This is a genomic window from Roseixanthobacter pseudopolyaromaticivorans, from assembly GCF_043195145.2.
Lineage (GTDB): Bacteria > Pseudomonadota > Alphaproteobacteria > Rhizobiales > Xanthobacteraceae > NCEH01.
Map to the genome: position 1 here is coordinate 3,688,515 of NZ_CM195539.1, position 13,316 is coordinate 3,701,830.

At 68.5% G+C, this 13,316-nt stretch carries 10 protein-coding genes and 1 other RNA gene; 6 read left to right on the plus strand and 5 right to left on the minus strand.

Going from position 1 to position 13,316, the window contains the following annotated elements; all coding sequences use genetic code 11:
• Window positions 1–71: 71 nt before the first annotated feature.
• From V5F68_RS17365 to V5F68_RS17375, 3 genes are all read right to left on the minus strand, one after another.
• Window positions 72–1,331, minus strand: a complete 1,260-nt coding sequence (locus V5F68_RS17365) for an aspartate kinase (protein WP_394014257.1) — start codon at window positions 1,329–1,331, stop codon at window positions 72–74.
• 313 nt (window positions 1,332–1,644) lie between these two features.
• Window positions 1,645–2,796, minus strand: coding sequence for a 3-dehydroquinate synthase (gene aroB / locus V5F68_RS17370; protein ID WP_394014258.1), 1,152 nt, complete (start codon window positions 2,794–2,796; stop codon window positions 1,645–1,647).
• Complete coding sequence (locus tag V5F68_RS17375; protein ID WP_394014259.1) at window positions 2,793–3,404, minus strand: shikimate kinase; 612 nt, start codon at window positions 3,402–3,404, stop codon at window positions 2,793–2,795. The genes aroB and V5F68_RS17375 overlap by 4 nt, the downstream gene beginning before the upstream one ends.
• A 188-nt stretch (window positions 3,405–3,592) precedes the next feature.
• Here V5F68_RS17375 and V5F68_RS17380 point away from each other — a divergent pair, with 188 nt between their 5' ends.
• The 6 genes from V5F68_RS17380 (at window position 3,593) to V5F68_RS17405 (ending at window position 7,808) form a co-directional block, all read left to right on the plus strand.
• Window positions 3,593–3,736: a histidine kinase gene (locus V5F68_RS17380; RefSeq protein ID WP_348844186.1), complete on the plus strand. Its 144-nt coding sequence runs from the start codon at window positions 3,593–3,595 to the stop codon at window positions 3,734–3,736.
• Window positions 3,737–3,746: 10 nt separating this feature from the next.
• The gene (locus tag V5F68_RS17385; RefSeq protein WP_394014260.1) at window positions 3,747–4,700 is read left to right on the plus strand and encodes a site-specific tyrosine recombinase XerD; all 954 of its coding nucleotides are present in this window, start codon (window positions 3,747–3,749) and stop codon (window positions 4,698–4,700) included.
• Between the two features lie 45 nt (window positions 4,701–4,745).
• Window positions 4,746–5,109: a transfer-messenger RNA gene (ssrA, locus tag V5F68_RS17390) on the plus strand.
• A gap of 144 nt (window positions 5,110–5,253) precedes the next feature.
• On the plus strand, window positions 5,254–5,967 hold the full coding sequence (locus tag V5F68_RS17395) for an SspB family protein (protein WP_394014261.1): 714 nt from the start codon (window positions 5,254–5,256) through the stop codon (window positions 5,965–5,967).
• A gap of 69 nt (window positions 5,968–6,036) precedes the next feature.
• A complete protein-coding gene (locus V5F68_RS17400; protein WP_394014262.1) occupies window positions 6,037–7,296 on the plus strand; it encodes a flavin monoamine oxidase family protein in 1,260 nt (419 codons plus the stop codon).
• Entirely contained in the window at window positions 7,296–7,808 is a 513-nt protein-coding gene (locus V5F68_RS17405; RefSeq protein WP_394014263.1) for a dihydrofolate reductase, read from the plus strand. Before V5F68_RS17400 ends, V5F68_RS17405 begins: the two co-directional genes overlap by 1 nt.
• A 31-nt stretch (window positions 7,809–7,839) precedes the next feature.
• Here the strand turns inward: V5F68_RS17405 and V5F68_RS17410 are convergent, their stop codons facing one another.
• Window positions 7,840–11,631 (minus strand): AsmA family protein, encoded by a 3,792-nt coding sequence (locus tag V5F68_RS17410; protein WP_394014264.1) that lies wholly within the window; start codon window positions 11,629–11,631, stop codon window positions 7,840–7,842.
• Between the two features lie 114 nt (window positions 11,632–11,745).
• Window positions 11,746–13,158 (minus strand): FAD-linked oxidase C-terminal domain-containing protein, encoded by a 1,413-nt coding sequence (locus tag V5F68_RS17415; protein WP_394014265.1) that lies wholly within the window; start codon window positions 13,156–13,158, stop codon window positions 11,746–11,748.
• Window positions 13,159–13,316: the final 158 nt, after the last annotated feature.

A 13,316-nucleotide genomic window follows, 5' to 3' on the forward strand; every position in this document is an offset into this window, starting at 1 on the left:
ATCCTTCAAGAGTTGCGAGGCGTTCTCACCTCGTTTGACCGCCGATGACCCGCCCCCCGCAGTACCGATTATCAGCTATCGAGACCGTATAGCGAATGGAGAGTCCGCACCGCAAGTTCGGTATAGGCGGCATCGATCAGGATCGAGATCTTGATCTCCGACGTGGTGATGGCCCGGATGTTGATTCCCTTGCCCGCCAGCGCCTGGAACGCCTGCGCCGCAACGCCCGCATGCGAGCGCATGCCGATGCCGATCACCGACACCTTGGTAACGTCGGTGGCCCCTTCCAGCACCTGGAAGCCGATGGCATCGCGCGAATTTTCAAGCGCGGCGCGGGCCCGCTCGTAATCGGCCGAAGGCACCGTGAAGGTGATGTCGGTGAAGCCGTCCGCCGAGACGTTCTGCACGATCATGTCCACATTGATGTGGGCCTCGGCCAGCGGGCCGAACACGGCGGCGGCGATGCCGGGCTTGTCGGCGACGCGGCGAATGGAGACCTGCGCCTCGTCCTTGGCGAAGGCGATGCCCGTCACCACCTGCGATTCCATCTGGTTTGCCACGATTTCCTCCTCGTCGCAGATCAGCGTGCCCGCCGCCTCGACCGTGCTCATGTGCGGGGCGTCGGGGTCCTCGAAGCTGGAGCGCACGAAGGTGCGGACCTTGTGCACCATGGCCAGCTCCACCGAGCGCACCTGCAACACCTTGGCGCCCAGCGACGCCATTTCCAGCATTTCCTCGAACGCGATGCTCTTCATGCGCTTGGCGCGCTGAACGACACGCGGATCGGTTGTATAGACCCCGTCCACATCGGTATAGATGTCGCAGCGTTCCGCCCCGATGGCGGCAGCGAGCGCGACAGCGCTGGTGTCCGAGCCCCCGCGCCCGAGCGTCGTGATGCGGCCCGAGGGCAAGTGCACGCCCTGGAAGCCGGCCACAACCGCCACCTCGCCCTCATCCAGGCGCGCGCCCAGCGCGGTGCCGTCGATCTCCAGGATGCGCGCGGAGCCGTGGGCGTCGTCGGTGGAAATCGGCACCTGCCAGCCCTGCCAGGACCGCGCGTTCAAGCCGCGCGCCTGCAGGGCGATGGCCAGGAGTCCCGACGTCACCTGCTCGCCCGAGGCGACGACGGCGTCATACTCGCGCGCATCGTGCAGCGTGGATGCCTCACGGCACCAAGCCACCAGTTCGTTGGTCTTGCCGGACATGGCGGAAACCACCACCACCACGCTATAGCCGGCGTCGACCTCGCGCTTCACATGGCGGGCCACGTTCTGGATACGTTCGATATTGGCGACGGACGTGCCGCCGAACTTCATGACAAGCCGAGCCATGGCTCGCGTTCTCTCTCAACAGGGGCTGTAGATCAGGGTTCAGCCGGCGTCGAACCGCCGGGGGCCATCATCGGCGAAAGCGGACGGGTGCGCCGGTCTCGCAGTCAGGCACGCGTCATTTTCGCGCGCGTTTGCCCAGGCCGCGCCGCGGCGCGCAGTGTGGAACACAGATGATGGCGGCCGTCTGGCACATTCCCTGACCCTCCCCGCGCCCGGTTGAACGACACGGGTTCTTGAAAGTGGCCGCCTCCATAGCGCTCCCGCACGCTTCCGGCAACTCCGGCGTCGCGTCTCTCCGCCACGCGGGCTCGCCCTACGCGCGCCGCATCTGCTCCAGGAACGCGCGCACCTCCGCGCCGTCCACATCCTTGGCGATGAATGCTTCGCCGATGCCGCGCACCAGGATGAAGGTCAGCGCGCCGCGGCTCACCTTCTTGTCCTGGGCGATCAGCATCATCAGCCCGTCGGTATCCGGCAAGTCGCCCGGCACGTCCGCGATGCGGGTCGGCAGGCCGAGGGCTTCCAGATGGCGTGTGGCGCGCACCACATCCTGCCCGTTGCACAGGCCGAGCCGCGCCGAGAAGGCGAAGGCGAGCGCCATGCCGATGGAGACCGCCTCACCATGGAGCAGCCGGTTCGAGAAGCCAGCGCCGGCTTCGAGGGCATGGCCGAACGTGTGGCCGAGATTGAGCAGGGCCCGGTCGCCGGTTTCCTTCTCATCGCGGGCGACGATGGCAGCCTTTGCAGCACAGCTGGCGGCCACCGCCTCCACCCGCGCGTCGCCGCCGGCCAGCACCTCGGCGCCGTGCGCCTCCAGCCAGCCGAAGAAGGGCGCATCGCCCAGTAGGCCGTATTTGGCGACTTCCGCATAGCCCGCGCGCACCTCCCGCGCCGGCAGCGTGTCGAGCGCGGCGGTGTCCGCCACCACAAGCACCGGCTGGTGGAACGCACCCACGAGATTCTTGCCCTGGGGGGAATTGATGCCGGTCTTGCCGCCGACCGAGGAATCCACCTGGGAGAGCAGCGTGGTCGGCGCCTGGACCACGTCCACACCGCGCCGCACGACCGCCGCGGCAAAGCCCGCGAGATCCCCCACGACGCCGCCGCCCAGCGCCAGCACCAGGTCGCGCCGCTCGATGCGGGCCGCGATCAGGCCCTCTGTGACCTGCTCCAGGCCCCGATAGCTCTTGGATTTCTCACCCGGCGCGACGATCACGGCGGAATGGGCGATGCCCGCGTGCGTCAGCGCCGCCTCGACGGTGCCGAGATGCTGCTCGGCTACATTTTCGTCGGTGACGATGGCCACCCGCGCCCCCGGCCGCAGGGCGGCGATGCGCGCGCCGATTCCGCCGAGCAGGCCCGGCCCGATGGCGATGTCATAGGGCCGGCCGGCGAGATCCACCCGCACGGTGCGCACACCTGTCTCTGGGGCGGCAACGGAAGAAGAGGCGGCAAGGCGCGTCATGGGGTCTGGTCCTGGGTCGGCGCGAAGTGGCGCGTCACGGCGGCGATCACTTCTTCCACCACGGTTTCATGGACGACGTCGCGGGATTCCACCCGCACGTCGGCAAGGGCATAGATATGTCCGCGCGCGGCCAGCAAATCGGCCAGCTTGGCTTCCGCGTCCCCTTGGGCGAGCAGCGGCCGGTCGTTGCGCTTCTTCACCCGGCGCAGCAGGGTGTGAAGGTCCGCCTCCAGCCACACGGAAACGCCCGCCGCGGAAATGGCGGCCCGGGTCTCTGCGCTCATGAAAGCGCCGCCGCCGGTGGCGATCACCATGGGACCGGATTGCAGAAGGCGGGCGACCACGCGCTTTTCGCCCTCGCGAAATTCGGCCTCGCCCCGGCTGGCGAAGATTTCCGGAATGCTCATGCCGGCGGCACGGACGATTTCCTCGTCCGCATCCACGAACGGCAGCGCCAGCCGCTTGGCGAGGCGGCGGCCGACAGACGATTTTCCCGCGCCCGGCATGCCGACGAGCACGATCGAACGGCGGCCCAGCCGAGCCAGGAGGGCGCCATTCGAAGCCGCTTCCGGCATCGCACCTGGCTCTCGCTCGCTCTCGCTGCTCAAAGATACCTCCGTCCGCACGCGTGGCTTCAAAATGGACGCGAAGCGCGAAAAAAGCGCACTAGCATTGCCGTGGCGGGGGGGCAATGGCGGTTGAAAGAGGCGCGCGCGCATGTCACCTGTTCAGAGCGCAGCGCCGGCCGGCGATTCGCGTGGAACGCAGGCAAGGCAGAACGCAGGTAAATCGCACCGTGCCCAGTCTGATCCGCCTTCTGGCGGCGATCGCTATCCTCGTAGCCCTGGTCTATGGTGGCGCCTATTGGCTCGCCACCAAGGTGGAACCGGTCACGCGGGACGTGACCATCACCGTCCCAAACGACCGCTTCCAGAAGTGAGGCACGGGCCATGACCAAGGCCGGCTCCTCCCGCACCGGCATTTCCGGCAGCGGGCCGCTGGCCCTGTTTCTCGACATGCAGGCCGTGGAACGCGGTGCGAGTGCCAACACGCTCGATGCCTATCGGCGCGACCTCGAGGATTTTTCGGCCTTTCTCGGTGCACAGGGCGACACCGTCGCGGCCGCCGTCACGCCGGTGCTAAGGGCCTATCTCGCCGATCTTTCCGCCCGCGGCTTCAAGAGCACCACGGTAGCGCGCCGCCTTTCCGCGATCCGCCAGCTCTACCGCTTCCTCTATGCGGAGGGGCACCGCAGCGATGATCCCGCCGCCGTCCTTGAAGGTCCCAAGCGGGGCCGGCCCTTGCCCAAGGTGCTCAGCGTGGACGAGGTGAGCCGCCTCATCGAGACGGCCCATGCGCGCGTCGCCGAGGCCGAAACGGAGGGGGAGACGCTGCGCCGGCTGCGGGTCGCCTGCTGCATCGAGCTTCTGTATGCGACCGGCCTGCGCATTTCGGAACTGATCGCGCTTCCCGCCACCGCGGCGCGGACGCGCACCGACGCCATCATCGTGACCGGCAAGGGCAACAAGGACCGGCTCGTGCCCCTGAGCGGACCCGCCAAGGCCATCATGTCGGCCTATCTGGACGGGCGCCGTGCCGCCGGGCTGGACGCCTCGAAATGGCTGTTTCCCACTGGCGCGAAATCCGGCCACGTCACTCGCCAGCAGACCGCGCGCGACCTGAAGGACCTCGCGGTGGCCGTCGGTCTCGATCCGGCCAAGCTCTCGCCTCACGTGCTGCGCCATGCCTTCGCGAGCCATCTTCTGGCCCATGGAGCGGACCTGCGGATCGTCCAGACCCTGCTCGGCCACGCCGACATTTCCACCACCCAGATCTACACCCACGTGCTGGACGAACGGCTGAAGGACATGGTGCGCGACCTGCACCCCCTTTCGGGACGCTAGAGGGGGCGGGGCATTCCGCCGCCATGGCGGGAAAACCCCGGCTTGCCCCTTTCATCATGCCGGCCCGGGCCCTATATTCGTGGCGCTGGTGCAAGCCAGATATGGCGATAAATGGTTGTCGGAATAAACCTTTCGGACCCGGGGGCAGTACCCGGCGCCTCCACCAGAACCCGTGATTTCGCAAGGCTTTGCGGGTTGCGGCGGGGGCGAAATAGGATCGACGAGGGTGTAAAGGGCTTTCTTTCGCTCGGCATGGTTCCGCCGATATCGGGCCGACCTATAGTTGCGAATGACAACTATGCTCCGGTTGCCGTTGCCGCGTGAGCGGTAAAGGTACCGAAATAAAAGTCCTACCGGGTAGCACTGGCTAGGCGGGGTTCGGAGGCACCTGGCAACAGAAGCCTCCACTTCTCCAAGGGCCGGCCGGACCTTCGGGGAAGGGGGATGGGTCTCATGTCCGTGGGCGGAGGGGCGGCACGCCTTTTCCGCGGCGCGGGTCTCGTCCGCAACGGGCACCGGCCGCGAGCATCACACCCCGCGAGCATCACACCCCATGTCTTCGGTCGATCATATCCGGTACGATCTTCTGGCGCAGGAAGCCCTGCGCGGCGTCGTTCGCCGCGTGCTCTCCGACGTCGCCCGCGACGGACTGCCGGGCGACCATCATTTCTACGTCTCCTTCGATCCCCGGGCCCCCGGCGTTCGGCTCTCGCAGCGCATGCGCGAGAAATATCCCGAGGAGATGACCATCGTTCTCCAGCACCAGTTCTGGGACCTGAACGTGAGCGAGCACGCCTTCGAGGTGGGCCTCTCGTTCGGCGGAATTTCCGAACGGCTGCTGGTGCCGTTTTCCGCGCTCAAGGGCTTCTTCGACCCTTCGGTGAGCTTCGGCCTCCAGTTCGAACTCGCCAGCGGCGAGGAGATCGAGACAACGGGCGACCATGCTCCCGCGGAAGCGCCCACGCGCTTGCCCGGCGCGGGCGCTTCGGTGCGTCCGCTGCGCGGCGCGGGGTCGGAGCCCGCCCTCGCCACCGCCAAGCTTGGCGGCGACAAGAGCGACGGGGATCAGAACGAATCCGTGCTGGCCATGAAGTCCATCGCCCCGGACATCGCCAGCGCAACCAGCAAGGTTTCCGCTCAGGACACCTCCCCGGATGCCACGACCAAGGGTGCCGAGGAGGCCAAGGGTGGCAAAGATTCCGCCAAGGAAGAGCGCCCCTCCGGCGGTGCCGAAGTCGTCCGGCTGGACGTCTTCCGCAAGAAGTGAGCTGGCGCAGCCCGCACCACGCCCGCTTTTATCTGAGGCTTCGGTCTTACATCGCGCGTTGGTCCGCCCATGAGCACGTTTGATGTCGCCGTGATCGGCGCCGGGGCTGCCGGCCTTGCGGCGGCGCGTGCGCTCGAGGGCAGCGGCCTTTCCGTTACAATTCTGGAAGCGGCCCCCCGGATCGGCGGACGCGCCCGGACCGACACGGCCAGTTTCGCGCAGCCCTGGGATCTCGGCTGCCATTGGATGCATTCAGCGCTCGACAATCCCTTTGTCGCGATCGCCGACCGGCTCGGCTTTTCCTATCGCCGTTCGACCCAGCATTATATCCGCAGGCTGCATCTCGGCACCCGCTGGGCGAGCGACGAGGAGCGCGACGCGGCTGCCGACGCCGTGGAAGCCGCATTCGCGGCAGTAACCGAGGCCGGAAAAGCCGGACGCGATGTGGCCGCATCCGACGTGATCGCCGATGCCGGCCAGTGGAACCGTCTGGTCCGCCATTGGGTGGGGCTGATGACCGCGGCGACCCCGCAGGATGTTTCGACCCTCGATTTCGCGAATTACCATGACGGCGGCGAAAATTGGCCGGTGGTGGAAGGCTATGGGGCTCTCGTCGCGGCACAGGCCCGGGGCCTCGCGGTGACGCTGAACTGCCCGGTCCAGACGGTGGACTGGTCCGGCCCCGGGGTGCGGCTCGCAACCCCAAAGGGGGATGTGACCGCGCGGATCGTGATTGTCGCGGTCTCCACCGATGTGATGGCGAAGGGCCATCTGCGCTTCGCCCCCGCCTTGCCGCCGGATCTGGCCGAAGCCATGGAAGCCCTGCCGCTCGGGGTCTCGGAAAAAGTCGCGTTCGGCTTTGACAGCGACGTATTCGGCTTTACCGAAAGGGCCGGCATCAACACCATAGATCTCACACGGCCCGACCGGGCGCCGGTGAATTTCCAGATCCTGCCCGGCGCGCGGCCGCTGGCCATTGCTCATCTCGGCGGCGCAGCCGGGCGGGCGCTGGTGGGAGCAGGCCCGCAGGCGATGGCCGATTTTGCCCTGGCTGGACTGACGGATGTGTTCGGCGCCGATATCCGTGCGCGCGTCACCGCATGGCGCGCGACCTCATGGGCGCGCGATCCGCACATCGGCGGCGGCTATTCCTGCGCGCTGCCCGGCAAGGCGCACATGCGCGGGCGTTTGTTCGCGCCGCTCGCCGAACGCATCGTGTTTGCTGGAGAGGCCGTGTCGGAGCATGCCTTCTCCACCTGCCACGGCGCCCATCTCTCGGGGCAGGCGGCGGCCCGATCCGTGATCTCCCTGCTGAAAGGCACCGCCTGATGCTTCCTCTCGCGCAGATCGTGGCCGTGGCCGAGAATGGAGTGATCGGCAAGGATCAGTCCCTCCCTTGGCACCTGTCTTCCGATCTGAAGCGCTTCCGCGCGCTCACCTGGGGACGGCCGCTGCTGATGGGGCGCAACACCTTTCTTTCGATCGGACGGCCGCTGGCGGGGCGAATCTCCGTGGTGCTAACCGGCGATCGTGCGTTCAGCGCCGACCATGCTGACGTCCGCGTGGGACATGATCTCGGGGAAGCGCTCACCCTGGCCGAGGCCGCAGCGGGGGAACTCGGCGCAGAGGACATCATGGTCATCGGCGGGCGGCGGGTGTTCGCCGACACCTTGCCGCTGGCGAGCACCGTCCACCTCACCCGCGTGCATGCTGCGCCCGATGGCGACGTGCTGCTGCCGCCCTATGATCCGGCAGAGTGGCGCGAGGTGGAGCGCGTTGGCCCGACGCAGGGGCCGAAGGACGATTTCCCCTTCACCTACATCACCCTCACCCGCGCCTGAACGGGTCTCGCCAGCGCGCTGGCCACACGCCTCACTCGCCCGGCACCAGGGCCGGCGGGCGCGGCAGGTTGCCGAAACCGGGCGTCGGCGGCGCAAAGCTCCCGCCCTCGGGGGGCAGCGAGGGCCGCGCCGGGCGCGCGCGGCTCATCGGGCCGATCTCGATGGGCGGCGCGAGGGGAGGAGCAGCCGACCGGCTGCGCTCGCTCGCCTGCCGGGGCGCGCTGGAACGCGCGGGGGCGCGGGTACGGCTCTCCTCGCCGTTCGCCGGCTCGGAGGTTTCGCGCGCGGTGGCGGGAGGCGAAGCCGGGGATTGGGCAGGCGCGGAAGTCGCAGGAGCGGATTGCACGGGGGCCGGTTGTGCCGGTGGCACCTGAGGCGAAGCAGCCGGTGCGGTGGACACGGGCGCCGAAGGCGCTGTGGAGATTGGGGTGGGCGCGGGCGCTGCGGCCGGCGCGGTGCCGCTGCCGGCCGAGGGGGCGGGTACGAGGCCCTGCCGCTCTTCCAGCCGGCGGGTTTCCCGCTCGATGGCACGCATCGAGATCGCGGCCACCAGCGCCGGCGCGGCGACGCGCCGTTCCGGGGCGGCGATGGGGCCTCGCCAGGAGATGGAGCCGCCCGGAACCGCCCCGCCCGCCTCTGCGGCTTCAAGATCCAGCATGCCGTCCAGATACAGGCGCGGCAGGTCCAGCGTTCCGGAGAAAGTGGCGCGCGCGCCGTCCGCCTGGGCACGGGCGGTCGAGAGGCGCACCACCCCGTTCACCAGACTCACTGTGCTGTCGAGGGTGGCAAGCTTCAGCGGGCCACGCGCGAGGGCACGGTCGAACATCTGCACCACGCGCCGCTCATCGGGGGGCGCGCCGGTGGCGGTATCCGTCAGCACGCTTTCGATGGCATGGGGATCGGTGCCGGGAATGCTCAGCGCCTGGACGCCCAGCGTCCCCTGGCCCGACAGACTCTGGACCAGGGCGAGCGGCGAGCGGCCGACGCCGCCCATGTCCACGGAGAGGGACAGGCGCCCGGCGAGCGGCGCACGCGGCGCCAGCGGCTGGACGAGGGCGGCGAAATCGACACCATCGAGACCCAGATGACCTTCGGCCGCCACCATATCCGGCCGGCGGCGCAAGGTGAGATTGCCGCTCAGCGTGCCGCCACCGATGCTGCCTGATAGATCGCGCAGATCCAGGGTCGCGTCGCGCGCCTGCAAGCGGCCCTTGGCCTCCTGCAGGGCATAGGTGCCGTTAAGATCGAGCCGGCGCGTCGTGAGATCGAGCATCAGGGCCACCGGCGCGGCCGGCGCCGGGGTGAAGCGCGCGGCGGACCAGGGGCCGTTGCCCACGTCCGGGCCGATGCTGCGCGCGCCCCACATGCCCAGCAGGCGCGGCAGCGAGAGCGCATCGAGATCGAGCCGGCCCGTCAGGCGCGGCACCTCTCCGCCCTCAATGGCCACGGCGCCCGAAAGCGGCGCGCCGCCGAGCAGGCCCTTCAACTCGTCCAGTTGCCAGGCGCCGCCAGCACGCGACAAGGTGAAGCCCAGCGCGGCCGGCACCGGACCGTCCTCCGCCGCCGGCGCGGCGACCAGGAACAGCTTGGCCACGTCCGCACCGTCAAGCCGCATGGCGAGGCGGGGCTGAAGCGTCCCGTCTCCCGCGACCTTCACCGGCCCCTTGGCGGTCGCAACCGTATCGGCGAGGACGAGGCGGCCATCGAGCATGGCCTCGTCCCCGCCGGATGGCGCGAGGGCGAGGTTGAATTGTCCCGCGCCGAGGCCGGGGCGCAGGCCGGAAAGCCCTGCAGCTTCGAGCACACGAGCGCCATCGCTTGCGGAAAGCGTGAGATCGACGCGCGGCATACCGCCCGCTGCACCGGGCGCGAAGGCGGCATGACCCGTGAGCAGCCCAAGCGTACCGTCCAGGCGCACAGCGCCCGCGCCGCCATCGCGCCATGTCGTCGAACCGGTAAGGTTCACCGGGGCCGCAACCGGGAGCAGCCGGGTCATGACCTCGCCCGCGCGTTCGCCCGAGATCAACCGCGCCAGCGGCACCAAACCGTCCGCCTTGGCGCCGGCAACCGTCAGGTCCAGGCGCCCCTGGAGCGGCGCGAGCCGCGTGAGGCTGCCCTTGCCCTCCAGATGCAGGCCCGCGAGGTCATCCACGGCGAGGCGCGAAAGGGTCCAGGTGCCGCCTGCCCCCTCCGCGGCAAGCGACAGGGCGCCGAGGGAAAGACCGCCGACCTTGAGGCGCCGGCCTTCCAGCGCGACGCCGCCATCCACCGCCTCGCCGGCAATCGCCAACCCCTGACGCAACGCCGCCAGTGCCGGGTCGAGGTCGAGCCCATCCAGCCTCAGCGAAAGATCGAGGCGCGCGCGCGCGCGGTCGCCCTCGGTGAATTGTCCCGATCCCGACACCGTCGCCGCGCCGAAGCTGGCATCGAGCTTCTGCACCCCGAAGCGCCCGGCACCCGCCGTAACCCGTCCCACAAGCTTCACCGGGCCAACCACCGCGGTCGCAAAATCCGCCGTGGCGCGCGGCGCCGCCCAGCGCAGGAAGGCGGCCGGATCGTCACTGGAAAAGGCGAGATCGCCGGTAAAGCCGGCCCCGCTCGCGCGGCCGGGCATGCCTGAGAGACGCAGCGCCGACTGGCCCGGAAGCTTCGCCTCCGCCGCATCGATGCGCCAACCGCCATCGACGCCCGAGAGGTCCAGCCGCGCGTCCCGCAACACGGTGCCGGCATAAGTGAGCTGCTCAACCGCAACGCCGATGCGCGCGGGCACCTCCGGCGCGGGCAGGGCGTCGAAGGCCGCCATCAAGGCGGCGAGGGATTCTGCTGCGGTCTGCGGTGCCACCGGCGACGCGCGCAAGGCGTCGGCATCGACCGCACGGGCGTTCAGCACCACATCGAGCCCTGGCGTCCGGCCGAGGGCGAGGCGCGCGGAGCCCGCCAATTGCACGGGGCGCGCTGTGTCCGCCAGCGAAAGATCCAGCGTCTCCACCACCACCGCTTCCGGGCTGGCACGCAACGCACCGGACAGGCGCCAGGAGTCTTGCCCGGAGCCCTGTTGCCCCGCACCCGGCGATCCGCCGGCATTCGCGCCGGCCGCCGCGTCCGGGCGGCGGGCCAGACTGCCGCGCCCCTCGAAGCGAGGTGCGCCGCCGTCCAGCCGCAGCGTGCCGTCGAGATCGAGGGTGATGGGGCGGGAACGGTCCTCGGCGATCAGGCGCATGCGACTGCCGTCGGTGCCAAAGGCCGCGAGGCTGAGACGGGTGCCAAAGCGCCGGCCTTCGGTCTCCACCTCCCCCTCCAGGCGGAACGGCCCGGCCAGCGAACGCGCCTCCCCGCGCAGGTCGAGATCGGTAAAGCGCAGGGTGCGATCGGCGCCGCGGTCGAGCAGGTCGAGAGTTCCGCTTTCGATTGCGAGTTGGGAGATGGAGATGCCGCCGGGCGCGGCGGCCCCCGTTGGCAAGGCGACCCGGCCGGCGCTGTCCAGGACCAAGCGCATGCGGGGACGCACCAAGGTGAGGGATTTCGCCTCGACACTGCCGCGCACCAGCGCGCCGAGAGAAAGATCGGCCCGCAATTCATCCACAACCGCGCCAGTGGAGATGGCGTCGGCGCCGATGGAGACGTTGCGCAGGATGACGCGCGGTGTCGGCAGGATGTCGGCGTAGATGTTCCCGCGGATCACCACCGGCACGCCGAGTGAACGGCTCGCCTGGCTTTCAAACGCGCCGCGCCAGGCCGTCCAATCCACCACGAACGGCGCCGCGAACGCCGCAACGATGGCAAGGATCACCGCCGAGGCAATCGTGATCAGGACGCCCTGCACCAGCCGGTCCTCGCTTCAAGGGGCGCGCCGCAGCCGGCGCGTTGGGGAAGTCTAGCGCGGAATGGTAACGTTGGGATGGTGGCGATCCGATGGTGACGCAGGGGCTGCGCACCCTCAGATTTTGACGATCTTGCCCGGATTCAGGATGTTCAGCGGGTCGAATGCCCGTTTGATCGCCCGCATCGCGTCCAGGGTGGCTTCGCCATGCTCGGCGGAGAGGTATTTCATCTTCCCCTGCCCCACGCCATGCTCGCCGGTGCAGGTCCCCTCCATCGCCAGCGCGCGGTCCACCAGGCGCGACATAAAGGTCTTCGCCTTGGCGAGGTCCGCCGGGTCCTCAACGTCCACCATCAGCGTGGTGTGGAAATTGCCGTCGCCCACATGGCCGACGATGGGCGCGATCAATCCCATCTCGACGATGTCCCGCTTGGTTTCCATGACGCATTCGGCAAGGCGCGAGAGCGGCACGCACACGTCGGTCGCGACCGCCTTCGCGCCGGGCCGCATGGGCAGCACGGACCAATAGGCATCGTGCCGGGCCTGCCACAGGCGGCTCCGATCCTCGGCCTTGGCGGCGAACACGAACGGGCCGCCGTTGAATTCAGCAGCGATCTCACCGAAACGCTCCGCCTGCTCATGCGCGCCGGCCTGCGTCCCGTGGAATTCCACGAACAGATGCGGGGTCTCCGGCAGATCGAGCTTCGCATAGGCGTTGGACGCCTTCACCTGCTCTTCATCCAGCAGTTCGATCCGCGCCACCGGGATGCCCGACTGGATGGTGGCGATGACGGCGTTGCAGGCATCCTCGATGCTGGCAAATGGGCAGACGCCGGCAGTGATGGTCTCGGGAATGCCCTGGAGGCGCAGGGTCAGCTCGGTGATGATGCCGAGCGTGCCTTCCGAGCCCACGAACAGGCGGGTGAGATCATAGCCGGCGGAAGACTTCTTCGCGCGCCGGGCGGTGGTGATGATCTCGCCGTTGGGCAGCACGGCTTTCAGTGCCAGGACATTGTCCTTCATGGTGCCGTAGCGCACCGCATTGGTGCCCGAGGCGCGGGTGGCGGCCATGCCGCCGAGCGAGGCATCGGCGCCCGGATCGATGGGGAAAAACAGCCCCTGGTCGCGCAAATCCTCGTTCAGCCGCTTGCGCGTCACGCCGGGCTCGATCACGCAGTCGAGGTCCTCGGCATGAATGGCGAGAATTCGATTCATCCCGGATAGATCGACACAGATTCCGCCTTTCGGCGCATTTACGTGACCTTCCAGCGAGGTTCCGGTTCCCCAGGGGATGATCGGTATTCGATGGGCCGCGCAGAGGCCGACAACGGTCTGCACATCTTGTGTGCTCTGAGCGAAAACAACCGCATCTGCCGGCTCGTTAGGCAAATAGGTCGTGATATTTGCGTGCTGCTCCCGCACAGCATGAGATGTCACGACTTTGTTACCAAGAGTAGCTTGCAAAGCTTCCAGCACCGCCGGCAGGCCCGGCAGCGATTCGCGCGTGACCGTCGCGTCGGCACCAAACATTTAAGAATCCTTTAAAATCAAGCCAAATGGCCAAGGCGGGCGAAGCAGATTAGCGGCCTGCACGCATTCGGCAAGGGGTTCTGCCGGTAGCGCCATGCCGCAGAAGTGCATGATGTTTCCGCACCGGCGACAATCTTATGCCATTTCGACAGTGACCA

Bases quoted from the DNA above. Each gene is read 5' to 3' on its own strand.
- V5F68_RS17365 (WP_394014257.1), bottom strand. From the start codon at position 1,331: ATGGCTCGGCTTGTCATGAAGTTCGGCGGCACGTCCGTCGCCAATATC.
- aroB (WP_394014258.1), bottom strand. From the start codon at position 2,796: ATGACGCGCCTTGCCGCCTCTTCTTCCGTTGCCGCCCCAGAGACAGGT.
- V5F68_RS17385 (WP_394014260.1), top strand. From the start codon at position 3,747: ATGACCAAGGCCGGCTCCTCCCGCACCGGCATTTCCGGCAGCGGGCCG.
- V5F68_RS17395 (WP_394014261.1), top strand. From the start codon at position 5,254: ATGTCTTCGGTCGATCATATCCGGTACGATCTTCTGGCGCAGGAAGCC.
- V5F68_RS17400 (WP_394014262.1), top strand. From the start codon at position 6,037: ATGAGCACGTTTGATGTCGCCGTGATCGGCGCCGGGGCTGCCGGCCTT.
- V5F68_RS17405 (WP_394014263.1), top strand. From the start codon at position 7,296: ATGCTTCCTCTCGCGCAGATCGTGGCCGTGGCCGAGAATGGAGTGATC.
- V5F68_RS17415 (WP_394014265.1), bottom strand. From the start codon at position 13,158: ATGTTTGGTGCCGACGCGACGGTCACGCGCGAATCGCTGCCGGGCCTG.